The sequence below is a fragment of the Pseudomonas sp. B16120 genome, from assembly GCF_044218845.1.
Classification (GTDB): Bacteria; Pseudomonadota; Gammaproteobacteria; order Pseudomonadales; family Pseudomonadaceae; genus Aquipseudomonas; species Aquipseudomonas paracarnis.
Genome location: NZ_CP162588.1, coordinates 4,814,674 through 4,840,016, shown reverse-complemented (window position 1 = coordinate 4,840,016; position 25,343 = coordinate 4,814,674). Strand labels below are relative to the sequence as shown.

Sequence of the window (25,343 nt, the reverse complement as noted above, 5' to 3'; positions counted from 1 at the left end):
ACAGATAAAAACAAACAGGTGACGCATGACCATTAGAAAGACGCTGTACTCCTGGTGCCTGCGCTGGGGTTTGAGCGGCGCTGCTTGAGTCGGTAATTCAAGGCAGCAACCTGCATTCAACTCTTCAAACCTTGCGTGAGACCCTTTTCATGAGTGGACCCCATTCTTCTTCAGGCGAGCTGAAACGCGGCCTGAAAAACCGGCATATCCAGTTGATCGCCCTCGGTGGCGCCATCGGCACCGGCCTGTTCCTGGGCTCGGCCGGGGTGCTCAAATCCGCCGGCCCTTCGATGATCCTGGGCTATGCCATCTGCGGCTTTATCGCCTTCATGATCATGCGCCAGCTTGGCGAAATGATTGTCGAGGAGCCGGTCGCCGGCTCCTTCAGCCACTTTGCCCACAAGTACTGGGGCGGTTTCGCCGGCTTCCTCTCGGGCTGGAACTGCTGGATTCTGTACATTCTGGTGGGTATGTCGGAGTTGACGGCCGTCGGCAAGTACGTGCACTACTGGTGGCCGGAGATCCCGACCTGGGTCTCTGCTGCGGCGTTTTTCGTGCTGATCAACGCGATTAACCTGGCCAACGTCAAAGTCTTCGGTGAAGCCGAGTTCTGGTTCGCCATCATCAAGGTGGTGGCGATCGTCGGCATGATTGCCCTGGGCAGCTACCTGCTGGTCAGCGGCAGCGGCGGCCCGCAAGCCTCGGTCAGCAACCTGTGGGAGCATGGTGGTTTCTTCCCCCATGGCGTCGGCGGTTTGGTGATGGCCATGGCGATCATCATGTTCTCCTTCGGCGGCTTGGAAATGCTCGGTTTTACCGCCGCTGAAGCCGATCAACCACGCACCGTGATCCCCAAGGCGATCAATCAGGTGATCTACCGCATCCTGATTTTCTACATCGGTGCCCTGGTGGTGCTGCTGTCGCTCACCCCGTGGGACAGCCTGCTGGCGACCCTCAACGCCTCCGGCGATGCCTACAGCGGCAGCCCGTTCGTGCAGGTGTTCTCGATGCTGGGCAGTAACACCGCCGCGCATATCCTCAACTTTGTGGTGCTGACGGCCGCGCTGTCGGTGTACAACAGCGGCACCTACTGCAACAGCCGCATGCTCTTGGGTATGGCCGAGCAGGGCGACGCGCCCAAGGCCCTGGCGAAAATCGACAAGCGCGGCGTGCCGGTGCGTTCGATCCTGGCCTCGGCGGCGATCACTCTGGTGGCGGTGCTGATGAACTACCTGATGCCCCATGACGCGCTGGAACTGCTGATGTCGCTGGTGGTGGCCACGTTGGTGATCAACTGGGCGATGATCAGCTTCTCCCACTTCAAGTTCCGCCAGCACATGAACCGCATTGGCCAGGTGCCGCTGTTCAAGGCGTTGTGGTACCCGTATGGCAACATCATCTGCGTGGCCTTTGTGGTGTTTATTCTGGGCACCATGCTGATGATTCCGGGCATTGACCGCTCGGTGTACGCGATCCCGGTGTGGGTGGCGTTCATGGGTGTTTGTTACTGGGTCAAGAACAAGCGGGCGCAGCAGTCCATGGATATGGCGGTCCCCGCGGTGAAGTAAGCGTCAATGTTGTTAAGCAGACCCGGCCTTGTGCCGGGTTTGTTGTTTGAGGGGATGGCCAAGGTGCATTCGCGTATCCTAGGGCTTCTTCCGGAGGACCGTGTTACATGCTGGTGATTTCCAACAACGTACAGCTGCCCGATGCCGAGATTGAGCTGACCGCCATTCGCGCCCAGGGTGCCGGTGGGCAGAACGTCAATAAAGTGTCGAGTGCGGTGCACCTGCGGTTTGATATTCCGGCGTCTTCGTTGCCGGAGTTCTACAAGGAACGCTTGCTGGCACTGCGTGACAGCCGGATCACCAGCGAAGGCGTGCTGGTGCTCAAGGCCCAGCAATATCGCACCCAGGAGCAGAACCGCGCCGATGCGCTGGAGCGCCTGGTGGAGTTGATCCAGAGCGCCACCAAGGTCGAGAAAAAACGCCGTCCGACCAAGCCTACCCTGGGCTCGAAGAAACGCCGCCTGGAGTCCAAGACCAAGCGCGGCAGCATCAAGGCCGGGCGCGGCAAGGTCGACTTCTAGGCGTCGCGTGTTTCGCGGGCCTTGGGCGCCTGGCGGTACAGGTAGACGCTCAGCAGCAAACCGGCGAAAGCGGCGAGGGCGGCGAACAGGAAGATCGAGGCAAAGCCAAACCCGGCCGCCACGGCGCCCGCCAGCGGCCCGGTGATGCCCAGGGACAAGTCGATAAACAGCGAATAGGCGCCCACCGCCGAGCCACGGCTGGAGGCCGGCACCAGGTTGACGGCCTCCACTCCCAACGCCGGGAACACCAGGGAAAAACCGAAACCGCTCAACGCCGCACCCGCCAACGCCAGTTGGGCATCCGGCGCCAGCCACAGCAACAGCAGGCCCAGTACTTCCACCGACAGGCAGGCGATTGCGACGCGAAAACCACCAATGCGGTTGATCAAATTGCCAAACAGCAAGCGCGCGCCGATAAAACTGGCACCGAACAGGCTCAAGGCCCACACCGCGTTATCCCAGTGCTGGGTGCTGTAATACAACGTGATAAAGGTGGCGATGGTGCCAAAGCCGATAGAGCCCAATGCCAGCGCGCAACCATGGGGGAGCACGCGGCCCAGTACATTCATGAACGGCAAACGGATGCCGGGCACAATCGGCGCGGCTTGTTTTTTCCAGGCCAACACCACACCCAGTACGGCCAACAGAATGATGCTGACGCCCATGCTCCACAGCCCCAACTGGCTGACCAGCAGCACCCCCAACGGCGCGCCGACCGCCAGCGCGCCGTAGCTGGCGATGCCGTTCCAGGAAATAACCTTGGCCGTGTTCGCGGCGCCGACACGGCCAATGCCCCAGCCAATCGCCCCCGAACCCACCAGGCTTTCAGCGCTGCCCAGCACTAGCCGACCGACCAGCAGGCAGCCGAGGCTCAGAGCCGGCAGGCTGGAAAACCACGCCGCAAACAACATGAACACGCCACTCAAGCCGCAGCCCACCAGGCCGATCACCACGGCGCGCTTGCTGCCCAGGTTGTCGATGATCTTGCCGGCATAGGGGCGGCTCAGCAGGGTTGCCAGGTATTGCACGCTGATCACCAGCCCGGCAATGACGGCGCCATAGCCCAGCTGGCTATGGACATAGCCCGGCAATACGGCCAGGGGGATGCCGATATTCAAATAGCCGATGAAGGTAAACAGCACGATGGAAACAACTTGCAGCGTGACCGCCATGGGGCGCTGGGTATCTGGCATGGGAGAGATCCACTGTCGCAGCAGGTAAAGATAGGCTGCTAATGATACCGGCGCGCAGGCCGGGCAGGGCGGCAAAAATGTAAAACGTCAGCTCTAAAGCCGATCAAGCTTGGGTGGGGGCCAGCAATTGAGTGGTCACCAGGGCAGCCAAAGCGTTTTCCTGGGTGCCAAAGCGCTTGAGCAGTGCTGCTTGCTTGTCGGCACTGAGGCGGTTCCAGACTTCGACCATCTGCAAGGCAGCGTCGAGTACAGCGGCGTCCGGCGTGTCGGAAGGGGAGGTGGTCATAGTGAAGGTCTCGGATGATTCAGGCAGTGTGGAAAGCGCTCAAAGGCGCGCTTTCCACACGGTCTGGTACGGCGTCAGTCCCGGCTTTCGCGCTCGACTGGTTTTGCTTCTTTGGCCTCAGGCTGCTTGTCGCTGGCCTGCTGCGGTGTTGGCTGCTCAGTTGGGTGCAGGCTTGGGAAGGGGAGATTAGGTATCTCGTGCATCGTGGTCGCTCCTCGCAAGGTCTGTTTTTTCAATCGCAGGTGATTCCGCGCTCTCAAAAAGCCTTGGCAGGATACAGCACCGTAAATGACAAAAAGACTTTTATCTCGACGTATGCACAATTTTTAATGGTTCAGACGCAAGTGACATGAGGTCACACCTCTAGAACGGCACCTTGCCCAGAATCATGTCGCGGTACATCACAAAATCTCCCAGCAAGCTGTAGAACGGGTGTTGAAAGGTGGCGGGACGGTTCTTTTCGAAGAAGAAGTGACCAATCCAGGCAAAGCTGTAGCCCGCGAGCGGCAAGGCCAGCAGCAGGACCCATGAACCTCTGCCGATGGCGTACGCAAGAATGCCGATCACCAGGGTGGTGCCGATAAAGTGCAGGCGTCGGCAGGTACTGTTGCCATGCTCGGCCAAGTAGTACGGGTAGAACTCGGCAAAACTGTTGTATTTCTTGATGTTTTCCACGGTCACCGGCCCTCTGGTTGTTGTGCCGCCAACGGGTGTGCGGCGGGGAGCTTATTTGAGTCTAGAGTGATCAGTGGTAACAGCCAGTGACAATAGATGCCACTTTAGTATCCTTGGCTTCCTGGCTGCCGTTTAAGCCTGCTTTCAACAAGAAGACGCCATGAGCGAACGAACAACTTCTGCAAGCTGGGCGATGGGCATCGTCAAGGCGCTGGAAATGGATGGCCTGGATTGCCGTGCCTTGTTCAAGCAACTGGGCCTGGATTATGCGGCCCTCAGTGATCCCGATGCGCGCTTCCCGCAAGACGCCATGACCCGCCTGTGGCAACGCGCGGTAGAGGTGTCGGGTAACCCGGCGATTGGCCTGAACATGGGCAAGTTGGTGCGCCCGGCCTCGTTTCACGTTGCCGGTTATGCGTTGATGTCCAGCAACACCCTGGCCGAAGGTTTTACGCGATTGGTGCGCTACCAGCGCATCATCGCCGAAAGCGCTGATTTGAGTTTTCGACTGTTAACCGAAGGCTATGCGTTGATTCTGACGGTGCATGGCGATCACCTGCCGCCCACCCGTCAAAGCGCCGAAGCCTCGCTGGCCAGCGCCCTGGCCCTGTGTGGCTGGCTCACCGGGCGCACCCTGCAGCCCCGCAAAGTGCTGCTGCAAGGCGAGCAGCCAGCGGACCTGGCGCCCTACCAACAGGCCTTTCATGCGCCTTTGCAATTCAATGCACCCTATGACGCGCTGATTTTCGAGCAGGCTGACATGGAGGCGCCGCTGCCCACGGCCAACGAAGCCATGGCGCTGTTGCATGATCGCTTTGCCGGTGAATACCTGGCACGTTTTTCCGAAAGCCGGGTGACCCATAAGGCGCGTCAGGTGCTGTGCCGCCTGTTGCCTCAGGGCGAGCCCAAGCGCGAAGCGGTGGCCCAGACGCTGCACCTGTCCCAGCGCACCTTGCAGCGGCGTTTGCAGGAGGAGGGCACCAGTTTCCAGGCCTTGCTTGATGACACCCGGCGCGAACTGGCCGAGCAGTACCTGGCACAACCCAATATGACCTTGCTGGAAATCGCCTACCTGCTGGGGTTTGCCGACCCGAGCAACTTTTTCCGCGCGTTTCGCCGCTGGTTCGATGCCACGCCCGGCGAATACCGGGCGCGCTTGCAGCAAATGTCGTCGGTCAGTGACGCCAGAACGCCGGAATGCACAACACAAACACGGTGATGATCTCCAGGCGCCCCAGCAACATGCCCAGGGACAGGATCCACTTGGCGGCATCCGGCAGGGTGGCGAAGTTGCCGGCCGGGCCGATGGTTTCGCCCAGGCCGGGGCCGACGCCGGAAACGGTACTGGCGGCGCCGGTCAACGCGGTCATCCAGTCCACGCCCAGCAGTGACAGCGCCAGGGCGATCATGCAGATGGTGATGGCGAAGAAAAACGAAAAAGTCAGAATCGAGCGCACGATCTCCTCATCGAGGCGATGGCCGTTGTACTTCTGCTTGATCACCGCGCGGGGATGGATCAACTGGTTCAAGTTGGCCTTGAGCAGGATGTAGGCCACCTGGAAACGGAAGATCTTGATACCGCCTGCGGTGGAGCCTGAGCAGCCGCCGATAAAGCCCAGGTAGAAGAACAGCATCAGTGAGAAGTTGCCCCACAAGCTGTAGTCCCCCAGTGCAAAGCCGGTGGTGGTCACCACAGACGTCACGTTCAGCGCCACATGGCGCAAGGCATCGAGCCAATGCAGGTTGGTGGTCCACCAGTACCAGGTGCCGAGTACCAGCCAGGTCACCAGCAACAGGCCGAGCAAGCCTTGCACCTGCTGGTCCTTGATCAGCGCTCGACGGTTACCGCGCAAAGTGGCCACGTACAGGGCGAACGGCAAGCTGCCAAGGATCATTACCACCACCGCGACCCAGTGCACCGCCGGTTGTTTCCAATGGGCCAGGGACTCGTCCGAGGTGGAAAACCCACCCGTGGAAATCGCCGACATCGCATGGTTGATCGCATCGAACACGCCCATTCCGGCCCACCAGAAGGCCAGGCTGCCGAAGATGGTGATGCCCACATACGCCGCCACGATCAGGCGCGCCACCATGTGTGAACGAGGCATGACCTTTTCCGAGCGATCCGAGGATTCGGTCTGGAACAGGCGCATGCCACCAATGCGCAGCAGCGGGAGGATCGCCACCGCCATGCCGATAAAGCCGATACCGCCAAGCCAGTGCAGCAACGAACGCCACATCAAAATGCCCGGCGACATGCTGTCCAGGCCGCTCAACACGGTGGAGCCGGTGGCGGTGATGCCGGACATGCTTTCAAAGAACGAGTCGGTGTAGCTGATGTGCTGGGTCAGCAAAAAGGGCAGGGCGGCGAAGATGCACACCACCACCCAACTGCTGACCGTCAGCAGGTACATGTCCCTGGGGCGCAGGTGCACGTGCTCGGGGCGGCCAGGAATGACCAACGCCAACCCGGCGATAAAGGTGATCAGGCTGGCCCACAGGAACGAGGGCAGGTCGCTGGTGCGTTCGAAGATCACCAGGGTCGCCATCGGGATTACCATGGCGACCGCAAGGGTGATCAGGAAGATGCCGATGATGAAACCGATGATGCGCAGGGTCGGCAACGCCATGAAGTTCGCTCGGGTGATTGGGCAGAGGCGCCATTCTACCCGCGGTGCAGGTCTTGTAAACCGAGGGCTGCGGGTTGATGGAGAACCCCTGTGGGAGCTGGCCTGCCAGCCGGCGTATATTCACCTGACGCCCCGCAATCCAATGTGGGAGCTGGCTTGCCTGCGATGGCGGTGTGTCAGTTACAGATTAGTCGACTGAACCACCGCCATCGCAGGCAAGCCAGCGCCTACAGGGATAGACGCGGCAGTTATTGCGCGCATGAAAAAGGCGACCCGCAGGTCGCCTCTTTTAACTGTGCTTGATCAGAACTCGTGATCAGCGCTGTCCGGGTTCAGGTCACTGATACCCAGCTTGCCAGCAGCGGCTTCGATCGAACCGGTCTGCTTGACCAGGGCGGCAATCGAGTCACGCACGATCTGGTTGCCCTTTTCATTGTCAGCGGCGATCAACTGGTCGTAGTGCTCGCCGTTGTTGGCGTGGTCAACCATCATCTGGATCTTCGCTTCGGTGGCTGCCAGGTCAGCCTTGAGGGCTGCGTCGGCTGCCGGGTCGACCTTGGCCACCAGAGACGACAGGCTGGCGCCGGTCAGCTTGGTGCCGTCAACACGGGTGTATTCGCCCAGGTAGACGTTACGGATGCCCTTGGCGTCGTAGAAATGCGAGTAATGGGTGTTGTCGCTGAAGCAGTCCTGCTCGTCTTCCGGCGAGTTGGCTTCCAGGGACACTTTCATGCGCTCCCCGGCGAGTTCGCCCAGGGACAGGCTGCCCATGCCGAACAGCATTTTACGCAAACCGTCGGTGCCCGGTTCCGACTCCAGGGTGGCGCGGTAGTTGTCTTCGACGTTGGGCTTCCAGTTGTCGACCATTTCCTGCAGGTCGCTGACCAGCAGTTGGGTGACAGCACGCAGGTAAGTGCGGCGACGCTCGTTGTGACCGCCGGTTGCACCGTCACCGGTCATGTAGTCCGACGCCGGGCGGTTGCCCGCGCCTGGGCCGGTGCCGTTGAGGTCCTGGCCCCACAGCAGGAATTCGATGGCGTGGTAGCCGGTGGCGACGTTCGCTTCGGAACCGCCCAGCTCATTGAGGCTGGCGAGTTTTTCCGGGGTGATCTCCTTGACGTCGACCTTGTCTTCGCCCACCTGAATCTCGTTGTTGGCGATGATATTGGCGTTGGCACCTGGGTTGCCCAGCGCGTGCTCGTAGGACTTGTCGACGTAGTCGATCAGGCCTTCGTCCAGGGGCCAGGCGTTCACTTGGCCTTCCCAGTCGTCGATGATGGTGTTGCCGAAGCGGAATACTTCGCTCTGCAGGTAGGGTACGCGTGCGGCGATCCAGGCGGTACGGGCCGCTTTCAGGGTTTCGTCGTTCGGGTTGGCGAGGAAAGTATCGATTGCGGTCTGCAGGGTTTTTGCGGTGGATTCGGCATCGCTGTACACCGCAAACACCATGTCTGCGTAGTGCGCGACCACGGCCTTGGCGGCTGCTTCGTCGACCTGGCCTGCCGGGGCAGCCGCCGGTGCGGTAGTGCTGGCGGCAGCGGGTGCCTGGGGCGCGGCGGCCTTGTCTTTACCTTCGCCGCAACCGGCGAGAGAAATGGCAATGGCCAGCAGACTGGCGGTGGCCAGGGGCATACGAATCATGGCGAACATCCTGCTTCGGTTGTTGAAAGGGCGCGCGGGGAGCGCAAACGCTGCGACATAATGCGAAAGATTTGCATTTTGTGTAAAGGCTTATACGCGGGAAATATTGAGTATCGAAGTGTAAATTCAAAGACTCACGGCGTTATTACGTTCGGACTGCTTCAGATAAGCCGTCAACTCCCGGGCCTGCAGCGGTTTGCTGTAGTGATAACCCTGCCCTTCATGGCACCCCTCGGAGATGATGTAGGCCTCCTGTTCGGCGGTCTCCACCCCTTCGGCAATCACCTGCATGCCCAGGCTTTTACCCAATTGGATAATGGCGCGCACGATGGTTGCGTCATCGTCGTCGTCCTGCAGGTCCTGGACGAAGCTCTTGTCGATCTTGATCTTGTCCAGTGGAAGGCTTTTGAGGTAACTCAGGGAGGAATAGCCGGTGCCGAAGTCATCAATGGCGATCAGCGCCCCGGAGCGACGCAGGCTCAGCAGATGCTGGGCGGCGGTGCTAATGTCTTCCATCAGGCCGGTCTCGGTGACTTCCAGCTCCAGGCTGCGTGGCGGTAGGCGATAGATCTGCATCAGGTTGTTGACCACCCTCGGCAACTCGGTGTGGTGCAGTTGCACCGTGGACAGGTTGACGGCCATGCGCAGCGCCGTGAAACCCTGGTCATGCCATTCGCGCAATTGCCGGCACGCTTGGTCCAGCACCCATTCGCCAATGGGAATGATGGTGCCGTTCTGTTCCGCCAGCGGGATAAACAAGTCCGGCGGTACCAGCCCATGTTCCGGGTGTTGCCAGCGCAGCAGGGCCTCCACGCCGACCACCTGATGGTCGCGATAGCTGATTTGCGGTTGGTACACCAGGTGGAACTGCTCGCGGCTCAGGGCATCGCGCAGGTCTTTCTCCAGTTCACGGCGCCGGCGCATTTCGCTGTCGACGCTGGCGATATAAAACTGATAGCGGTTGCGCGAGCGGCTCTTGGCCAGGGTCATGGTCTGCTCGGCTTTTTGCAGCAACTTCTCGGTGCTGTCGCCATCTTCCGGAAACAGCGTGATGCCGATGGTGGCGCGCAGGCGGATCAGGTCGTGGTCGAGGGCGAATTCAGCCTCCAGGTCATCGAGGATGCTTTGTGCCAGTTCGGCGGCCTCGTAGGGCTGGTCGATATCGGCTTGCACCAAGGCGAACTGGTCGCCGCCCAGGCGGGCGAGCGTGCCCAGGCGGCCACTATGGGCGCGCAGGCGGTCGGCCAGGGCCAGCAAGAGTTTGTCGCCGGCCTGGTAGGTGAATTGCTCGTTGACGCTCTTGAAGTCATCCAGCCCCACGCATAACACCGCCACACGGCGTTGCCGGCGTCCAGCGTCCGTTAGGATCTTGTCCAGTTGCGCCTGCAACTTCTGGCGGTTCGGCAGGCCGGTCAGGAAGTCGTACTGGGCCATGCGCAACAGGCTGGACTCGGCCTCGTGCCGCAGGTGGGTATTGCGCTCAATGGATTCGAGCAATTGGTTGGCGGTGTTTATCCACTGTCCCAGTTCGTTGCGTTCATGACCCTTGAGCTGAGGGATCTTGTGCTCGCTGGGGCGGTCCGGGTTGATCGAGGTCAGGTGTTGGAGCATCCGCGACAGCGGTTTGGTCAGCATCCAGTGATACACCAGGTACAGCACCAGCCCCATGACCAGGGCGCGCAATACGCCCGAGATAAAGATGATGACCGAGCTGACCAGGAAACTTCGGCCATAGGTGGCGGTGTCGAGGGTGATGCTCAGGTCGCCGTAATATTCGCTGTAGGGGCCCTTGCCGACTAACGCGGTAGTAAAGGATCGTTCCTGGCCAAGAATCAGGTCGGTCAGCCAGCGGCTGGGGGACCTCTGTAAAGGGCGGCTTTTTTCCGCCAACATGGTCTCGTTGGGATGGCCGATAGAGGCCATGCGCACAGCATCGTCCTGGAACAGACCTTCGATCACCTGCATGCCCATCTCGCGATCCAGGCTGTACACGGCCTGGGTCGAGGGGTCGCGAAACATGTCGAGGATGCGCTGGGCATCGCCCGCCACGGCCTGGCGTGTCTTGTAGGCATCAAAAACGATCTGCGCCACGCTCAGCGCCACACCCACGATCAAGGCCGACAGCAGCACAACCCGTAGCAACTTCACCGACAAGCTGTTCTTGAGTTCCAGCTTCAAAGGGGCATTCCTTGTCTCATGCGGGTGGCCGTCAATATGCCATGAGTATTGGCAATCTGGGGAGGGCAGTCAAAGGGACATTACTGTGGGAAGGGGGGTGGCGCTTTGCAGCGACGGTGGGCAGGAAAACGGCGGATGGAATCCGCCGTGAATGTTGCCTTGCGGGGGGGCAAGTGGTTGCTTGATTAAAAATTAATCTGTGGTGGGGCAGATGACTGTGGATCCGCGCCCAGTTGGCCGCCTTGGGCTCCGTCCGTGACACGGTCAATCACGTCCTTGAGTAGATCCATTCCCATCTCGGCCGCTTTTCCTGCAATGGGCAGTGCCACCGAGGCGGCGGCGCCGGCGGCGGCCATCATCGAAACTGGTTCCATAGTTGACTCTCCTGCGTTGGACGAGAGGTGTATTCCTCTCTTCGACTACGTGGCCGGTTCGTCTCAATGAGTTCCATTTTTTCGGCCGATCCACACTCGTCGCCCAAAAAAAAGCCCGGCAATCGCCGGGCTTTTCCTACTGCAAGCATCGCTTAGGCAGTGAAGGCCTTGCCTTCGAACTGCTCAGCCACGAACTTCCAGTTGACCAGGTTCCAGAACGCTTCCACATACTTTGGACGCACGTTGCGGTAGTCGATGTAGTAGGCGTGTTCCCACACGTCGCAGGTCAGCAGCGGGGTGTCGCCGTTGGTCAGCGGGTTGCCGGCGCCGATGGTGCTGGCCAGGGCCAGGGAACCGTCAGCCTTTTTCACCAGCCAGCCCCAACCGGAACCGAAGGTGCCAACCGAAGTCTTGGTGAACTCTTCTTTGAACTTGTCGAACGAACCGAACGCAGCGTTGATGGCTTCAGCCAGCGCGCCGGTTGGTTGACCGCCGGCGTTTGGCGCCAGGCAGTTCCAGTAGAAGGTGTGGTTCCAGACCTGAGCGGCGTTGTTGAAGATACCGCCCGAGGAAGACTTGACGATCTCTTCCAGGGTCTTGCCTTCGAACTCGGTGCCAGGCACCAGGTTGTTCAGGTTCACGACATAGGTGTTGTGGTGCTTGTCGTGGTGGTACTCCAAGGTTTCCTTGGAGATGTGCGGCTGCAGGGCATCGTGTGCGTAGGGCAGCGGCGGCAATTCGAAAGCCATGATGATTCTCCTAATCAGGTCAGTTGCGGTGAGCGCAAGGCCGATCACGGGCGGCCAAACATGCGCCGGGGAGTTTGTACTCTTTGCGGCGCAGGGGTCCGATCATAGCACCGGGGGTGCGGCATAACCACGCAACAACTGTGTGGGATAGAGGTTCCAGAGCGTTTTGGAATATTGCTCAGGCGCTGATCAGTTGATAGGCCACCCAGAACATCATTACCGCGACCAGCAGGTCCAGCAGGCGCCAGGTGGCCGGGCGTGCCAACCAGGGTGCCAGCCATGCCGCGCCCAGCGCCAGGGTGGAGAACCACAGGAACGAGGCACTGGCTGCTCCGGCTACATAAGCACCCGGTTCGGTTTGTTGCGCGCCCAGGGAGCCGATCAGCAGGACGGTGTCCAGGTAGACATGGGGGTTGAGCAAGGTGACCGCCAAGGCGCTCAGCAGCACGGCGCGCATTGAGCGTGTCTTGAGGCTGTCGCTTTGGTCCAGGCTCTGTTTCGAGCAGGCCCTGCGTAGCGCGCATGCGCCGTACCAGAGCAAGAACGCTGCGCCGCCCCAGCGTGCCACCGCCAGCAGTATCGGGCTTTGCGCCAGCACGGTGGCCAGCCCGAATACCCCGGCGGCTACTAAAATCGCATCGCACACGATGCACAGCGCCGCCACCGGTAAATGATGTTCGCGGCGCAGGCTTTGTGCCAATACAAAGGCATTTTGGGTGCCGATCGCCATGATCAGGCCGAGAGCGACCAGCAATCCGTTCACATAGCTTTGCCACATAGGGTTTACTCCGCGTTCGCTGCCAATTGCCGCAATACGTCCATGGCCCGCTGGGCATCGGCGCGGCCGACGAACAGGTGGTCGTGGTAGTAGCCGGCGATCACGTTGCAACTGATACCGGCTTGGCCCAGCGCGCTGGCGAAGGCGGCGGTCAGGCCCACGGCTTCAAGGGCGGAATGCACATTCAGGGTGATCCAGGCGGCGAGATAGTCGAAGCTCAACCCAGCCTGTTCGGCCTGTTGTCGTTCGACAATCACCGTCAGCCCTTCCTGTTCACGAAAACTGCCGATGACCTCGCAGCCCGCAGGGATACGGTTGTCGGGAAGGGTGCAGAACACATAGTCGCCGTCATTCAACTGCGGGCTCATGCTGCGCAATAAAGTGGTCAGGGCGGTTTCGCCAGCCATGTGAGGTTTCCTTAAGTGGGGAAGCAATGCTGGTCATTTTCACGGGAGAGCCTGTATAAGAAAAACCAATATTGCTGATCGCTCATTAGAGAAACTGATGTTCGACTATAAATTGCTTTCTGCCCTGGCGGCGGTGGTGGAACAAGCCGGCTTTGAGCGCGGTGCCCAGGTGCTGGGGCTGTCGCAGTCAGCCATCTCTCAACGCATCAAGCTATTGGAAGCGCGTATTGGCCAGCCGGTGTTGATACGCGCCTCGCCGCCGACGCCCACCGATATCGGCCGGCGCTTGCTCAACCATGTGCAACAGGTGCGCTTGCTGGAGCGTGACCTGCAAAGCCAGGTGCCGGCCCTGGACGAGGAGGGCATGCCCGAGCGTCTGCGCATTGCCCTGAATGCCGACAGCCTCGCCACTTGGTGGGCCGAGGCGGTCAGCGACTTCTGCGCCGAACAGCATTTGCTGCTGGACCTGGTGGTCGAAGACCAGACCGTGGGCCTCAAGCGCATGCGCGCCGGTGAAGTGGCGGCCTGCATTTGCGCCAGCGAGCGTCCCGTGGCCGGTGCCCGCAGCCTGTTGCTGGGCGCCATGCGTTATCGGGCCCTGGCCAGCCCGGCCTTTCTGGCGCGGCATTTTCCTGGGGGCGTGCGGGCTGACCAATTGGCGCGCACGCCTGCGCTGGTGTTCGGCCCGGATGATTTCCTGCAGCACCGCTACCTGGCGTCCCTAGGAGTGGACGGTGGTTTCGAACACCATCTATGCCCGTCATCCGAAGGCTTTATCCGCCTGACAGAAGCCGGCCTGGGCTGGGGCTTGGTGCCTGAATTACAGGTGCGTGACCAGTTGGAAACCGGCGTGCTGGTCGAGTTATTGCCAGATAAGCCCATCGATGTGCCGCTGTACTGGCATCATTGGCGCAGTGGCGGGCAACTGTTGGGCTTGCTGACCGACCATCTGGCCGATGTGTGTGGTCATTGGTTGGTGCCGTTGGAGTGATGGCGCGCGTCAAGGCAAGAGCGATGAAAAACGAAAGAACACGGAGTACGACATGAAAATTCTGGTCACCGGCGCAAGCGGCTTCATTGGCGGGCGCTTTGCGCGCTTCGCCCTTGAACAAGGCCTGGACGTGCGGGTCAACGGGCGGCGCGCCGAGGGTGTGGAGCACCTGGTACGGCGCGGTGCCGAGTTTATCCAGGGTGACTTGAATGATGCCGACCTGGTGCGCGACCTGTGCCGCGATGTTGAAGCCGTGGTGCATTGCGCCGGCGCCGTCGGGCTGTGGGGCAAGTATCAGGACTTCCACCAGAACAATGTGCTGGTCACCGAAAACGTCGTCGAGGCCTGCCTGAAACAGCGCGTCGGGCGCCTGGTGCACCTGTCGTCGCCGTCGATCTACTTTGACGGTCGCGACCATCTGGGGCTCACCGAAGAACAAGTGCCCAAGCGTTTCAAGCATCCCTATGCCGCCACCAAATACCTGGCTGAGCAGAAGGTCTTTGGCGCCCAAGAGTTCGGCCTGGAAGTGATAGCCCTGCGCCCACGATTTGTTACCGGGGCCGGCGATATGAGCATCTTCCCGCGCCTGCTGAAAATGCAGCGCAAGAACCGCCTGGCGATCGTCGGCGACGGCTTGAACAAAGTCGACTTCACCAGCGTGCATAACCTTAACGAGGCGCTGCTCAGCAGTTTGCTCGCCACTGGCTCGGCCCTGGGAAAAGCCTACAACATCAGCAACGGCGCACCGGTGCCGATCTGGGATGTGGTGAACTACGTGATGCGGCAAATGGAGCTGCCCCAGGTGACCCGTTACCGCTCCTACGGTGTGGCCTACAGCGTGGCGGCCCTGAATGAAGCCTTCTGCGCGATGTGGCCGGGGCGGCCGGAACCGGCGTTGTCGCGCCTGGGCATGCAGGTGATGAACAAAGATTTCACCCTCGACATCAGCCGCGCCAGGCATTATCTCGACTACGAGCCCAAAATCAGCCTGTGGGCCGCGCTCGACGAGTTCTGCAGCTGGTGGAAAGCCCAGGACCCGGGCCGCCAATAAGCTCATAAGCAGCAACACTTCGGGAACCCAATTCCAGGTTCCGAGTCGATCCATGCGCCGGGAGTGCGGTTTATACTCCTGCCGCTCGGCTTTGCAGCCAGCCATCTCATTGATTCAGGGTAGATTCATGCGTAACGATGCTAAAGACGACTTCGACAACGTTCCCAGCCTGCGGGCCGACCTTGGGGATGACGATGATTTCGTGCCGACCCCTGCGACGTCGGTGCGTTCGCGAACGACGCCTGTGGTCAAGGTCAAGAGCGCCAGCACTGGCCCGTTGTGGGCACTGGTCGGCGCGCTGTTGATTGCGTTTGCAGGCCTGGCCTGGTGGAGCTTCCAGCAGATCTCCCTGATGGGCCAGCAGTTGGTTGCCACCCAGGAAAGCTTTGCCCGCATCAGCGAGGAAGCGGCGGGGCGCCTGCAGGCGATTTCCGGCAAGGTCGTGGCCAGCGAAGCCAATGTGAACAACGGCAGCGAAGCGTTGAAGCTGCAGATCAAGCAACTCGAAGCCCAGTTGCAGGAACAGGGCAAGCAACAGTTGGGCGTCGCGGGTCAAGCCACCGAACTGGACAGCCGCCTGGCCCAGATGAGTGCCAGCACCGCCGAACTGACAGCGGCCAATACCAAGCTGCAAGGCCAGGTGCAGGCCCTTACTGACGCTGTCGCCAGTCTCACGGCAGCACAGGCCGAGACCAAGGGTCTGGTCACCGATGTGGCGGCCTTGAAGAAACAAGGCAACCCTAGCGCGGCCATCGCCCGTCTCGAGCAGGACTTGCTGGTGCTCAAGAGCGCTCAGGAAAACCAGCCGGCCAATATCGACGCGCCGACCAACAAGGAATTCGACGTGTTCCGCATCCAGACCACGCGCAATATCACCACCTTGCAGAGCCAGGTGCAGAACTTGAATCAGCGTCTCAATGCGCCTGCTGCGGCCACACCACTGGGTCAATGAACGCGAAATCGTCCTCTGTAGGAGCGAACAAGCTCGCTCCTACATGGATTGTCACCGCTCGGTGACATTTCTTCTCCCCTTCGTTACTTGCCCATCCCGCGCCCTTGTTTAGACTCCGGTCATCCCAAAAAAACAATAAGGGCCACCCATGACCACCCATCCACTGCCTGCCAGCAGTTGGCTGAATGCACCTGCCCATCACGCTTGGCTCGCCGCAGAAGGCCAGCGCCTGTTGGCGTTCGCCAAGGCATCGCGCCTGCCGGACGGTTTCGGCAACCTCGACGATAAAGGCCAGTTGCCGGCCACTGCCCGCGCCGAAACCATGAACACCGCGCGCATGACACACAGCTTTGCCATGGCCCATGCCATGGGGTTGCCGGGTTATGCCGAGCTGGTGGCGCACGGTGTGGCAGCGCTCAGCGGCCCGCTGCGTGACAGTGAGCACGGTGGCTGGTTCGCCGCGCCCCAGGCGGCTGATGGCAACACCGGCAAGGCCGCCTACCTGCACGCCTTCGTGGCCCTTGCCGCCAGCTCTGCCGTAGTGGCCGGCGCGCCGGGTGCGCGCACATTAATGAACGACGCCGTCCATATCATCGACCAGTTCTTCTGGAGCGAAGAGGAGGGCGTCATGCTCGAATCCTTTGCCCGAGACTGGAGCGGCGTCGAAGCCTACCGTGGCGCCAACAGCAACATGCACGCCACCGAAGCTTTCCTGGCATTGGCCGATGTCAGTGGTGATACACGTTGGCTGGACCGTGCGCTGCGCATCGTTGAACGGGTGATCCATACTCATGCCGCTGGCAACCAGTTCATGGTCATCGAACATTTCGATACGCACTGGAAGCCGTTGCTCGGTTACAACCAAGACAACCCTTCCGATGGCTTTCGCCCTTACGGCATCACCCCAGGCCATGGTTTTGAATGGGCGCGGTTGCTGCTGCACCTGGAAGCTGCGCGCCTTGAGGCCAAGCTGGCCACGCCGGACTGGCTGGTGAGCGACGCCAAAGGCCTGTTCGCCAGTGCCTGCGAGTACGCCTGGGCGGTGGATGGTGCGCCGGGCCTTGTCTACACTTTGGATTGGAACCAACGCCCGGTAGTACGCGAGCGCCTGCACTGGACCCATGCCGAAGCCAGCGCCGCTGCTCAGGCGCTGCTCAAACGTACCGGTGAGCTGCATTACGAAACCTGGTACCGACGTTTCTGGGAGTTTTGCGAAACCCACTTCATCGACCGGCTCCAGGGCAGTTGGCACCACGAACTCAGCCCGCACAACCAACCCAGCAGTAATATCTGGGGCGGTAAACCTGACCTGTACCATGCCTGGCAAGCGGTAGTGCTGCCTGCACTGCCCTTGGCACCCAGCTTGGCCAGTGCATTGGGCGGCGGATGCTATGTCACCAAGTGGTGACATTTGTGCGTCCCTTTGTTACCTGCGCCCTGAAAATCCATGTTTAAACTCCGTGCAGCGCAAGCTCTAGACTTGCATGCATAACAACAAGAAAAGGTACTCAGATGAACGCGATTAATCGCCTCGCCGTCGCTATTTCCATTGCCTCGTTGTTCCCCCTCAGTGCATTTGCCGCCGACTCCAAAGGTACGGTGGAAGTGGTGCATTGGTGGACCTCCGGCGGTGAAAAAGCGGCTGTGGATGTCCTGAAGGCCCAAGTTGAGAAAGACGGCTTTACCTGGAAAGACGGTGCTGTAGCAGGCGGCGGTGGCGCCACTGCCATGACCGTGCTCAAAAGCCGCGCGGTTGCTGGTAACCCGCCAGGCGTTGCCCAGATCAAAGGCCCCGACATCCAGGAATGGGCGTCGACTGGCCTGCTCGACACCGACGTACTCAAAGACGTCGCCAAAGAAGAAAAATGGGATTCGCTGCTCGACAAGAAAGTCTCCGACACCGTGAAATACGACGGTGACTACGTGGCAGTGCCGGTGAATATCCACCGCGTGAACTGGCTGTGGATCAACCCGGAAGTCTTCAAGAAAGCCGGCATCACCAAGAACCCAACCACCCTCGAAGAATTCTATGCAGCGGGCGACAAGCTCAAGGCTGCAGGCTTCATTGCGCTCGCCCACGGCGGCCAGCCTTGGCAGGACAGCACCGTGTTCGAAGCGGTGGTGCTCTCGGTGATGGGCGCCGATGGCTACAAGAAAGCCCTGGTCGACCTGGATAACGGCGCATTGACCGGCCCGGAAATGGTCAAGGCCCTCACTGAACTGAAGAAAGTCGCGACCTACATGGACGTCGACGGCAAGGGCCAGGACTGGAACCTGGAGGCTGGCAAGGTCATCAACGGCAAGGCCGGCATGCAGATCATGGGTGACTGGGCCAAGTCCGAATGGACTGCGGCCAAGAAAGTCGCCGGCAAGGATTATGAGTGCGTAGCGTTCCCGGGCACTGATAAAGCCTTCACCTACAACATCGACTCCCTGGCGGTGTTCAAGCAGAAAGACAAAGGCACTGCCGCGGGCCAGCAGGACATCGCCAAAGTGGTGCTGGGTGAAAACTTCCAGAAGGTGTTCAGCATCAACAAGGGCTCGATCCCTGTGCGTAACGACATGCTGACCAAGATGGAATCCTACGGCTTTGATTCCTGCGCCCAGACCGCCGCCAAAGACTTCCTGGCCGACGCAAAGACTGGCGGCCTGCAGCCAAGCATGGCGCACAACATGGCCACGACCCTGGCGGTACAGGGTGCGTTCTTTGATGTCGTGACCAACTTCATCAACGACCCGAAAGCCGACCCGGCCGATACCGCCAAGAAGCTGGGTGCTGCGATCAAGTCAGCCAAGTAAGACTTGGTAGCGGATTTTTGTGGGAGCCGGGCTTGCCCGTGATGCAGGCAACTCGGTGTGCCGGTTACACCGAGGTGATGCCATCGCAGCGGTGCGACGATTCGACAAGCCAGCTCCCACACAAACCGCGTTCGACAAGAGACTCACCTTGTAGTCCTTTTTCCCTGTACTGGATTTTCCCATGAGTTCTGTTGCTGTGTTCAGCAAGGCCTCGCCATTCGATGTGCTGCAGCGCTGGCTCCCTAAACTGGTGCTGGCGCCGAGCATGTTCATCGTGCTGGTGGGCTTTTATGGCTACATCCTGTGGACGTTCGTGCTGTCGTTCACCACCTCGACCTTCCTGCCCAGCTACAAATGGGCGGGCCTGGCGCAGTATCAGCGGCTGTTCGACAACGACCGCTGGTGGGTGGCGAGCAAGAACCTGGCCGTGTTCGGTGGCATGTTCATCGGTATCACCCTGGTGATCGGCGTGCTGCTGGCGATTTTCCTCGACCAGAAAATCCGCCGCGAAGGCTTTATCCGCACCATTTACCTGTACCCGATGGCGCTCTCCATGATCGTCACCGGTACCGCCTGGAAATGGTTGCTCAACCCGGGCATGGGCCTGGACAAACTCCTGCGGGACTGGGGCTGGGAAGGCTTCCGTCTCGATTGGCTGATCGACCCGGACCGCGTGGTCTACTGCCTGGTGATTGCCGCTGTGTGGCAAGCCTCCGGCTTTATCATGGCGATGTTCCTCGCTGGCCTGCGCGGTGTTGATCAGTCGATCATCCGCGCTGCGCAGATCGACGGCGCGAGCCTGCCGCGTATCTACTGGAGCGTGGTGCTGCCCAGCCTGCGTCCGGTGTTCTTCAGTGCGGTGATGATCCTGGCGCACATTGCGATCAAGAGCTTCGACCTGGTGGCGGCAATGACCGCAGGCGGCCCGGGCTACTCGTCCGACCTGCCGGCGATGTTCATGTACTCGTTCACCTTCAGTCGCGGCCAGATGGGCATGGGCTCGGCCAGTGCAATCCTGATGCTCGGTGCGATCCTCGCGATCATCGTGCCGTACCTGTATTCCGAGCTGAGGACCAAGCGTAATGACTAGTCTCGCCGCCAAACCTGCCATCAGCCTGAGCCGCATCGCGATCTACGCGGTGCTGATCCTGGCGGTGCTGCTGTACCTGGTGCCGCTGGTGGTGATGCTGCTCACCAGCTTCAAGACCCCGGAAGACATCAGCACCGGTAACCTGCTGAGCTGGCCCACCGTGGTCAGCGGCATCGGCTGGGTGAAAGCCTGGGCCACCGTGGATGGCTACTTCTGGAACTCGATCAAGATCACCGTTCCTGCTGTGCTGATCTCTACCGCTATCGGCGCCTTGAACGGCTACGTGCTGTCGTTCTGGCGCTTCCGCGGTTCGCAGCTGTTCTTTGGCCTGTTGCTGTTCGGCTGCTTCCTGCCGTTCCAGACCGTGTTGCTGCCCGCGTCGTTCACCCTCGGCAAGATGGGCCTGGCCAGCACCACCACCGGCCTGGTGTTTATCCACGTGGTCTACGGCCTGGCGTTCACCACGCTGTTCTTCCGTAACTACTACGTGAGCATCCCGGATGCGCTGATCAAGGCAGCACGCCTGGACGGAGCGGGGTTCTTCACCATCTTCCGCCGGATCATCCTGCCGATGTCGACGCCGATCATCATGGTCTGCCTGATCTGGCAGTTCACCCAGATCTGGAACGACTTCCTGTTCGGCGTGGTGTTCTCCAGTGGCGACTCCCAGCCCATCACGGTGGCGCTGAACAACCTGGTCAACACCAGTACCGGGGCCAAGGAATATAACGTGGATATGGCGGCGGCGATGATCGCCGGGCTGCCGACCCTGCTGGTCTATGTGATCGCAGGCAAGTATTTCGTGCGCGGCCTTACGGCTGGCGCGGTCAAGGGGTAATCATGGCTACGCTTGAACTTCGCAATGTAAACAAGACTTATGGCGCCGGCCTGCCCGACACCTTGAAGAACATCGAACTGTCGATCAAGGAAGGCGAGTTCCTCATCCTGGTCGGCCCGTCGGGCTGTGGTAAATCCACGCTGATGAACTGCATCGCTGGCCTTGAGACCATCACCGGCGGCGCGATCATGATCGGTGATCAAGACGTGAGCGGCATGAGCCCCAAGGACCGTGACATCGCCATGGTGTTCCAGTCCTACGCGCTGTACCCGACCATGAGCGTGCGCGAGAACATCGAGTTCGGCCTCAAGATCCGCAAGATGCCGCAAGCCGACATCGACGCCGAAGTGGCGCGCGTGGCCAAGTTGCTGCAGATCGAACACCTGCTCAACCGCAAGCCGGGCCAGTTGTCCGGTGGCCAGCAACAGCGCGTGGCCATGGGCCGTGCCCTGGCGCGCCGGCCGAAGATCTACCTGTTCGACGAACCGCTGTCCAACCTCGACGCCAAGCTGCGCGTCGAGATGCGTACCGAAATGAAGCTGATGCACCAGCGTCTGAAAACCACCACCGTCTACGTGACCCACGACCAGATCGAAGCGATGACCCTGGGCGACAAAGTGGCGGTGATGAAGGACGGGATCATCCAGCAATTCGGCACGCCAAAAGAAATTTACAACGACCCTGCCAACCTGTTTGTGGCAAGCTTTATCGGTTCACCACCGATGAACTTCGTTCCCATGCGCCTAAAACGCCAGAACGGTGATCTGGTGGCGGTGCTCGACAGCGGCCAGGCCCGTTGCGAGTTGGCGTTGGGCATGAATGACGCCGGGCTGGAAGACCGCGATGTGATCCTGGGCCTGCGCCCGGAGCAGATCGTGCTGGCAGCGGGCGAGGGTAATGGCTCGTCGAGCATTCGTGCCGAAGTCCAGGTCACCGAGCCGACCGGCCCGGACACCCTGGTGTTTGTGCAGCTCAACGACACCAAGGTCTGCTGCCGTTTGGCGCCGGACGTGGCACCGCAAGTGGGCGAGACCCTGACCTTGCAGTTCGACCCGGCCAAGGTATTGCTGTTTGACGCCAAGACCGGTGAGCGGTTGGGCACAGTGGCTTCATTGCCGGCACAGGGGCATGCCGACAATGTGACCCAGTTCAAGGGCCGTTAAGCAAGATAAGTGATTGTTTTAATTAAAAAATGTAACCCGCGTTAGATAAAAACAGTTTAATAACAATAAAGACGAGGATGTAGGGATGAAAAAGCAACACAACAACACCCGGCTGATCTGCCAACTGTCAGCGGCAGCAGCCCTTGTATTGTCCGCCAATGCGATGGCGGCCGATGCATTCAGCGCTGATTCCAAGTGGATGACCGGCGATTGGGGCGGCGAGCGTACCAAGCTGATCGAGCAAGGTATCGACATCAAGGCCGACTACGTGGGCGAGATGGGCTACAACGCCCACGGCGGCTACAACGACGACAAGACCGGTCGTTACTCCGACCAGTTCGGTCTGGGCGTGGCACTGGACCTGCAAAAACTGTGGGGCTGGGATAACACCCAGGCCAAGATCCAGTTGACCAACCGTAATGGCCAGAACATCTCCAATGACCGCATTGGCGACCCGCGTGCCGGCACCTTGAGTTCCTCGCAAGAAGTGTATGGCCGTGGCCACATGGTGCGTTTGACCCAGTTCTGGATTCAGCACCAGATGTTCGACAACAAGCTGGACGTGAAGCTCGGTTACTTCGGCGAAGGCGAAGACTTCAACACCTTCCCTTGCGACTTCCAGAACCTGTCGTTCTGCGGCTCCCAGGTCGGTAACTACGTCAATACCTGGTACAACTGGCCGGTCGCCCAGGCCGCTATCCGCGTGAAATACAACATCACGCCTGAGCTGTATGCGCAAATCGGTGCCTACAACCAGAACCCGTCGCAGCTGGAGCACGGCAACGGCTTCAAACTCAGCGGCAGTGGTACCAAGGGCACCGTGATTCCGGTGGAATTGGTCTGGTCGCCGAAGGTTAATAACCTGCCGGGCGAATACCGTGTGGGTTTCTATAAAAGTGCGGCCGATGCTCCGGATGTACGTGAAGACGTCAACGGTAACGATGCGGTCCTCAGCGGCGCCGACTTCCGTACCCGCAGCAGCAAGAAAGGCTACTGGTTCGTTGCGCAACAGCAACTCACCACCCATAACGGCGACGCTTCCCGTGGTTTGAACATTGCCGCCAACGCGACCTTCCATGACAAGGAAACCAACCTGGTCGACAACTACCAGTCGTTGATGCTCGTGTACAAAGGCCCATTCGACGCGCGTCCAAAAGATGACGTCGGCATTGGCGTCGCTCGCCTGCATGTCAACAATGATGTGAAGAAAAACTCGGAGCTGCTCAACGACGCCAGGGGCGTGAGCGACTACGACAATCCGCTGTACACGCCGATTCGTGAGACTGAGTACAACGTCGAACTCAACTACGGTTTCCACGTCACCAACTGGCTGACTGTGCGTCCGAACCTGCAGTACGTTGTCCAGCCTGGCGGCGTGGATAAAGTCGACAACGCGCTGGTAGCGGGCCTGAAAATTCAGTCTACGTTCTAACGCTGTTGCGATAAGCTCCTCTCTCTGTGCGCATTTGCGGGTAGCCATGGCTATCCGCTTTTTTTTGCGTGGCACTGTGATATTCGGGACCTGGCACATGCACGAGCAACCGCTGCAACGCTTTTTTAAATCCCTGCGCGAGCGTCCGGTGTTCGCCTGGGAGCGCTTTCAGATGCGCGATGTGTTGGTGATCGACCATCCGCTGTGCCAGGCGGTGTTCAGTCGCCAGGGTGCGCAATTGCTGCACTTTCAACCCACCGGCCAAAAGCCGTGGCTGTGGTGTGCCGCCAAATGGCCGCAAGTCGGGGCTATCCGTGGTGGCGTACCGGTGTGCTGGCCGTGGTATGGCCGTCACCCCAGCGAAAATGCCTGGCCTTCCCACGGTTGGGCCCGCTTGATCGACTGGAAACTGCTCGACAGCAGCACTGACGATGACGGCGTGCGCCTGCACTGGCAATTGCAACTGTGCGACTGGCAGGTGGACTTGCACGCACACTTGGGCGAAACCCTGGAACTGCGCCTGAGCACCGAGCATCACGACGAGCTGCCGTGCCAGTTGAGCCATGCATTGCACGCTTACTGGCGTATTGGTCACGTTGACGAGGTAGCGCTGTCTGGGCTCGAAGGGGCGCAGGGTTATGACCAGCTCAATCGCCAGGTTTGCCAGCAGGAAGGTGAATTGCGGGTCGATGGCGGATGCCAGCGGGTGTTCCAGCATGAGGGCGAATTGCAGCTCAAGGACCACGCCTGGCAGCGTGAACTGTGCATCGACACCGGCGACAGCGCCGACACGGTGGTGTGGCACCCGGGCAGCCGGCCGCTGTTGGGCGTGAGCTTTAACGAAGCGTCGGGGTTTGTGTGTGTGGAGGCGGCGATGGCGGCGGCGAGCCTGGCGCCGGGGGAGAGGGCGCATTTGAGTTTGCAGGCCAGGGCAGGGGTTTAGCGGTGTGGCTGATGGCGCTATCGCAGGCAAGCCAGCTCCCACAGGGGAATGCATTCCAAATGTGGGAGCTGGCTTGCCTGCGATAGCGCCGGTACTGCTGGTAGAGCTGCCTGCTAGTTGAACTCATCCCCCACCGGATACCGGCTGTCATTCAAGCTCTCTTTGATCTTGCGCAAATGCGGCTGGAAATCCACTCCGCGACGCAGGGTCATACCCGTTGCCAACACGTCCAATACCGTCAATTGGATAATCCGAGAAGTCATCGGCATGTAGATATCCGTGTCTTCCGGCAGCGGGATGTTCAGGCTCACCGTACTGGCTTTGGCCAGCGGCGAGTTTTCGGCGGTCACGCCCAGCACCGACGCACCGTTTTCCCGAGCGATACGCGCCACTTCCACCAGTTCGCGGGTACGGCCGGTGTAGGAAATGATCACGAACAACTCACCGGTGTGCGCCACCGAGGCGATCATGCGTTGCATCAGCACGTCGGCGTGGGCGGTCACTGCCAGGTTGAAGCGGAAGAACTTGTGCAACGCATCCATGGCCACCGGGGCTGAAGCGCCGAGGCCAAAGAAGTGGATCTGCCGTGCCTGGATCAACAAGTCCACGGCCTTGCTGATCAGCGCCGGGTCCAGGGCCTGGCAGGCACTGTCCAAGGAGGCAATGGCGCTGCCAAAGATCTTCTGGGTGTAGGCCTCGGGGTTATCATCGGCCTCCACGGCGCGGCTGACATACGCGGCGCCACTGGCCAGGCTTTGCGCCAACTGCAATTTGAGTTCAGGGTAACCGCTGACACCGAACGAACGGCAGAAGCGGTTGACCGTCGGTTCACTGACCGAGGCGGCCTGGGCGAGGGCGGCGATCGAGAAGCGTGTGGCCTGCTGCGGGTTGAGCAGGATCACTTCAGCGACTTTGCGCTCGGCCTTGTTCAATTCTTCGAGGCGGTTCCGGATCTGTTCCAGAAGATTTCGCACGCGGTCCATTCAGTCTTTCCTTCGGGCGACGATGCAAATAAAAAGGCGGCAACCAATCGATGAGTGGCTTTTCGCGGTGGCCTATCCTACTGAGGGTAGCTGAACACCAC

Annotated in this window: 25 protein-coding genes; 14 read left to right on the top strand and 11 right to left on the bottom strand. The window is 60.2% G+C overall.

What is annotated here, in order from left to right; translation table 11 throughout:
* The first annotated feature begins 149 nt into the window (after positions 1 to 149).
* Entirely contained in the window at positions 150 to 1,568 is a 1,419-nt protein-coding gene (locus AB4P90_RS22625; RefSeq protein ID WP_014719679.1) for an amino acid permease, read from the top strand.
* 107 nt (positions 1,569 to 1,675) lie between these two features.
* A complete protein-coding gene (gene arfB / locus AB4P90_RS22620) occupies positions 1,676 to 2,089 on the top strand; it encodes an alternative ribosome rescue aminoacyl-tRNA hydrolase ArfB (protein WP_003193787.1) in 414 nt (137 codons plus the stop codon).
* Here arfB and AB4P90_RS22615 read toward each other — a convergent pair.
* Positions 2,086 to 3,282, bottom strand: coding sequence for an MFS transporter (locus AB4P90_RS22615; protein ID WP_014719678.1), 1,197 nt, complete (start codon positions 3,280 to 3,282; stop codon positions 2,086 to 2,088). The two genes, arfB and AB4P90_RS22615, sit on opposite strands and share 4 nt — an antisense overlap.
* A 103-nt stretch (positions 3,283 to 3,385) precedes the next feature.
* Positions 3,386 to 3,568, bottom strand: a complete 183-nt coding sequence (locus AB4P90_RS22610; protein ID WP_014719677.1) for a hypothetical protein — start codon at positions 3,566 to 3,568, stop codon at positions 3,386 to 3,388.
* A gap of 14 nt (positions 3,569 to 3,582) precedes the next feature.
* Between AB4P90_RS22610 and AB4P90_RS22605 the strand changes: the two genes are divergently transcribed.
* Positions 3,583 to 3,921 carry a hypothetical protein gene (locus AB4P90_RS22605; protein ID WP_019819373.1) on the top strand — a complete coding sequence of 113 codons (339 nt, stop codon included), beginning with the start codon at positions 3,583 to 3,585 and terminating at the stop codon, positions 3,919 to 3,921.
* A gap of 10 nt (positions 3,922 to 3,931) precedes the next feature.
* On the opposite strand, the gene AB4P90_RS22600 is transcribed toward AB4P90_RS22605, so the two are convergent.
* A complete protein-coding gene (locus tag AB4P90_RS22600) occupies positions 3,932 to 4,243 on the bottom strand; it encodes a DUF962 domain-containing protein (protein WP_014719676.1) in 312 nt (103 codons plus the stop codon).
* Positions 4,244 to 4,403: 160 nt separating this feature from the next.
* Here AB4P90_RS22600 and AB4P90_RS22595 point away from each other — a divergent pair, with 160 nt between their 5' ends.
* Positions 4,404 to 5,462 carry an AraC family transcriptional regulator gene (locus tag AB4P90_RS22595; RefSeq protein ID WP_395605387.1) on the top strand — a complete coding sequence of 353 codons (1,059 nt, stop codon included), beginning with the start codon at positions 4,404 to 4,406 and terminating at the stop codon, positions 5,460 to 5,462.
* Here the strand turns inward: AB4P90_RS22595 and AB4P90_RS22590 are convergent.
* From AB4P90_RS22590 to AB4P90_RS22560, 7 genes are all read right to left on the bottom strand, one after another.
* Positions 5,419 to 6,873, bottom strand: coding sequence for a TrkH family potassium uptake protein (locus AB4P90_RS22590; RefSeq protein WP_003193780.1), 1,455 nt, complete (start codon positions 6,871 to 6,873; stop codon positions 5,419 to 5,421). The genes AB4P90_RS22595 and AB4P90_RS22590 overlap by 44 nt on opposite strands.
* A gap of 303 nt (positions 6,874 to 7,176) precedes the next feature.
* Positions 7,177 to 8,514: an imelysin family protein gene (locus AB4P90_RS22585; RefSeq protein ID WP_395605386.1), complete on the bottom strand. Its 1,338-nt coding sequence runs from the start codon at positions 8,512 to 8,514 to the stop codon at positions 7,177 to 7,179.
* Between the two features lie 126 nt (positions 8,515 to 8,640).
* A complete protein-coding gene (locus AB4P90_RS22580) occupies positions 8,641 to 10,692 on the bottom strand; it encodes a bifunctional diguanylate cyclase/phosphodiesterase (RefSeq protein WP_014719673.1) in 2,052 nt (683 codons plus the stop codon).
* A 185-nt stretch (positions 10,693 to 10,877) separates the two neighbouring features.
* A complete protein-coding gene (locus AB4P90_RS22575; protein ID WP_020303136.1) occupies positions 10,878 to 11,066 on the bottom strand; it encodes a hypothetical protein in 189 nt (62 codons plus the stop codon).
* Positions 11,067 to 11,218: 152 nt separating this feature from the next.
* A complete protein-coding gene (locus AB4P90_RS22570; RefSeq protein ID WP_014719672.1) occupies positions 11,219 to 11,815 on the bottom strand; it encodes a superoxide dismutase in 597 nt (198 codons plus the stop codon).
* 178 nt (positions 11,816 to 11,993) lie between these two features.
* A complete protein-coding gene (locus AB4P90_RS22565; protein ID WP_014719671.1) occupies positions 11,994 to 12,593 on the bottom strand; it encodes a LysE/ArgO family amino acid transporter in 600 nt (199 codons plus the stop codon).
* A gap of 5 nt (positions 12,594 to 12,598) precedes the next feature.
* Entirely contained in the window at positions 12,599 to 13,000 is a 402-nt protein-coding gene (locus AB4P90_RS22560) for an ACT domain-containing protein (RefSeq protein ID WP_014719670.1), read from the bottom strand.
* 97 nt (positions 13,001 to 13,097) lie between these two features.
* On the opposite strand from AB4P90_RS22560, the gene AB4P90_RS22555 reads away from it, so the two are divergent.
* From AB4P90_RS22555 to AB4P90_RS22510, 10 genes are all read left to right on the top strand, one after another.
* Entirely contained in the window at positions 13,098 to 13,991 is an 894-nt protein-coding gene (locus tag AB4P90_RS22555) for a LysR family transcriptional regulator ArgP (RefSeq protein WP_003193773.1), read from the top strand.
* Between the two features lie 52 nt (positions 13,992 to 14,043).
* Complete coding sequence (locus AB4P90_RS22550; protein ID WP_014719669.1) at positions 14,044 to 15,042, top strand: NAD(P)-dependent oxidoreductase; 999 nt, start codon at positions 14,044 to 14,046, stop codon at positions 15,040 to 15,042.
* A gap of 127 nt (positions 15,043 to 15,169) precedes the next feature.
* Positions 15,170 to 15,994, top strand: coding sequence for a hypothetical protein (locus AB4P90_RS22545; RefSeq protein ID WP_020303134.1), 825 nt, complete (start codon positions 15,170 to 15,172; stop codon positions 15,992 to 15,994).
* A 148-nt stretch (positions 15,995 to 16,142) separates the two neighbouring features.
* The gene (locus AB4P90_RS22540; protein WP_014719667.1) at positions 16,143 to 17,402 is read left to right on the top strand and encodes an AGE family epimerase/isomerase; all 1,260 of its coding nucleotides are present in this window, start codon (positions 16,143 to 16,145) and stop codon (positions 17,400 to 17,402) included.
* 104 nt (positions 17,403 to 17,506) lie between these two features.
* A complete protein-coding gene (locus AB4P90_RS22535) occupies positions 17,507 to 18,793 on the top strand; it encodes an ABC transporter substrate-binding protein (protein WP_003193767.1) in 1,287 nt (428 codons plus the stop codon).
* A 181-nt stretch (positions 18,794 to 18,974) separates the two neighbouring features.
* Positions 18,975 to 19,883, top strand: a complete 909-nt coding sequence (locus tag AB4P90_RS22530) for a carbohydrate ABC transporter permease (protein WP_003193765.1) — start codon at positions 18,975 to 18,977, stop codon at positions 19,881 to 19,883.
* Positions 19,876 to 20,721, top strand: coding sequence for a carbohydrate ABC transporter permease (locus AB4P90_RS22525; protein WP_003193763.1), 846 nt, complete (start codon positions 19,876 to 19,878; stop codon positions 20,719 to 20,721). Before AB4P90_RS22530 ends, AB4P90_RS22525 begins: the two co-directional genes overlap by 8 nt.
* Positions 20,722 to 20,723: 2 nt before the next feature.
* Positions 20,724 to 21,884, top strand: a complete 1,161-nt coding sequence (locus AB4P90_RS22520; protein WP_072435172.1) for an ABC transporter ATP-binding protein — start codon at positions 20,724 to 20,726, stop codon at positions 21,882 to 21,884.
* A gap of 85 nt (positions 21,885 to 21,969) precedes the next feature.
* Positions 21,970 to 23,316, top strand: coding sequence for a carbohydrate porin (locus AB4P90_RS22515; protein WP_003193760.1), 1,347 nt, complete (start codon positions 21,970 to 21,972; stop codon positions 23,314 to 23,316).
* Positions 23,317 to 23,413: 97 nt separating this feature from the next.
* Positions 23,414 to 24,259: a D-hexose-6-phosphate mutarotase gene (locus AB4P90_RS22510; protein WP_014719664.1), complete on the top strand. Its 846-nt coding sequence runs from the start codon at positions 23,414 to 23,416 to the stop codon at positions 24,257 to 24,259.
* Between the two features lie 113 nt (positions 24,260 to 24,372).
* Here AB4P90_RS22510 and AB4P90_RS22505 read toward each other — a convergent pair whose 3' ends face one another.
* A complete protein-coding gene (locus tag AB4P90_RS22505; protein ID WP_169856377.1) occupies positions 24,373 to 25,233 on the bottom strand; it encodes a MurR/RpiR family transcriptional regulator in 861 nt (286 codons plus the stop codon).
* Between the last annotated feature and the right edge of the window lie 110 nt (positions 25,234 to 25,343).

Coding starts and splice junctions, on each gene's coding strand:
- AB4P90_RS22615 (WP_014719678.1), bottom strand. CDS start 3,282: ATGCCAGATACCCAGCGCCCCATGGCGGTCACGCTGCAAGTTGTTTCC.
- AB4P90_RS22585 (WP_395605386.1), bottom strand. CDS start 8,514: ATGATTCGTATGCCCCTGGCCACCGCCAGTCTGCTGGCCATTGCCATT.
- AB4P90_RS22530 (WP_003193765.1), top strand. CDS start 18,975: ATGAGTTCTGTTGCTGTGTTCAGCAAGGCCTCGCCATTCGATGTGCTG.
- AB4P90_RS22545 (WP_020303134.1), top strand. CDS start 15,170: ATGCGTAACGATGCTAAAGACGACTTCGACAACGTTCCCAGCCTGCGG.
- AB4P90_RS22535 (WP_003193767.1), top strand. CDS start 17,507: ATGAACGCGATTAATCGCCTCGCCGTCGCTATTTCCATTGCCTCGTTG.
- AB4P90_RS22525 (WP_003193763.1), top strand. CDS start 19,876: ATGACTAGTCTCGCCGCCAAACCTGCCATCAGCCTGAGCCGCATCGCG.
- AB4P90_RS22515 (WP_003193760.1), top strand. CDS start 21,970: ATGAAAAAGCAACACAACAACACCCGGCTGATCTGCCAACTGTCAGCG.
- AB4P90_RS22540 (WP_014719667.1), top strand. CDS start 16,143: ATGACCACCCATCCACTGCCTGCCAGCAGTTGGCTGAATGCACCTGCC.
- AB4P90_RS22560 (WP_014719670.1), bottom strand. CDS start 13,000: ATGGCTGGCGAAACCGCCCTGACCACTTTATTGCGCAGCATGAGCCCG.
- AB4P90_RS22550 (WP_014719669.1), top strand. CDS start 14,044: ATGAAAATTCTGGTCACCGGCGCAAGCGGCTTCATTGGCGGGCGCTTT.
- AB4P90_RS22605 (WP_019819373.1), top strand. CDS start 3,583: ATGATTCAGGCAGTGTGGAAAGCGCTCAAAGGCGCGCTTTCCACACGG.
- AB4P90_RS22565 (WP_014719671.1), bottom strand. CDS start 12,593: ATGTGGCAAAGCTATGTGAACGGATTGCTGGTCGCTCTCGGCCTGATC.
- arfB (WP_003193787.1), top strand. CDS start 1,676: ATGCTGGTGATTTCCAACAACGTACAGCTGCCCGATGCCGAGATTGAG.
- AB4P90_RS22610 (WP_014719677.1), bottom strand. CDS start 3,568: ATGACCACCTCCCCTTCCGACACGCCGGACGCCGCTGTACTCGACGCT.
- AB4P90_RS22510 (WP_014719664.1), top strand. CDS start 23,414: ATGCACGAGCAACCGCTGCAACGCTTTTTTAAATCCCTGCGCGAGCGT.
- AB4P90_RS22625 (WP_014719679.1), top strand. CDS start 150: ATGAGTGGACCCCATTCTTCTTCAGGCGAGCTGAAACGCGGCCTGAAA.
- AB4P90_RS22575 (WP_020303136.1), bottom strand. CDS start 11,066: ATGGAACCAGTTTCGATGATGGCCGCCGCCGGCGCCGCCGCCTCGGTG.
- AB4P90_RS22590 (WP_003193780.1), bottom strand. CDS start 6,873: ATGGCGTTGCCGACCCTGCGCATCATCGGTTTCATCATCGGCATCTTC.
- AB4P90_RS22520 (WP_072435172.1), top strand. CDS start 20,724: ATGGCTACGCTTGAACTTCGCAATGTAAACAAGACTTATGGCGCCGGC.
- AB4P90_RS22595 (WP_395605387.1), top strand. CDS start 4,404: ATGAGCGAACGAACAACTTCTGCAAGCTGGGCGATGGGCATCGTCAAG.
- AB4P90_RS22555 (WP_003193773.1), top strand. CDS start 13,098: ATGTTCGACTATAAATTGCTTTCTGCCCTGGCGGCGGTGGTGGAACAA.
- AB4P90_RS22570 (WP_014719672.1), bottom strand. CDS start 11,815: ATGGCTTTCGAATTGCCGCCGCTGCCCTACGCACACGATGCCCTGCAG.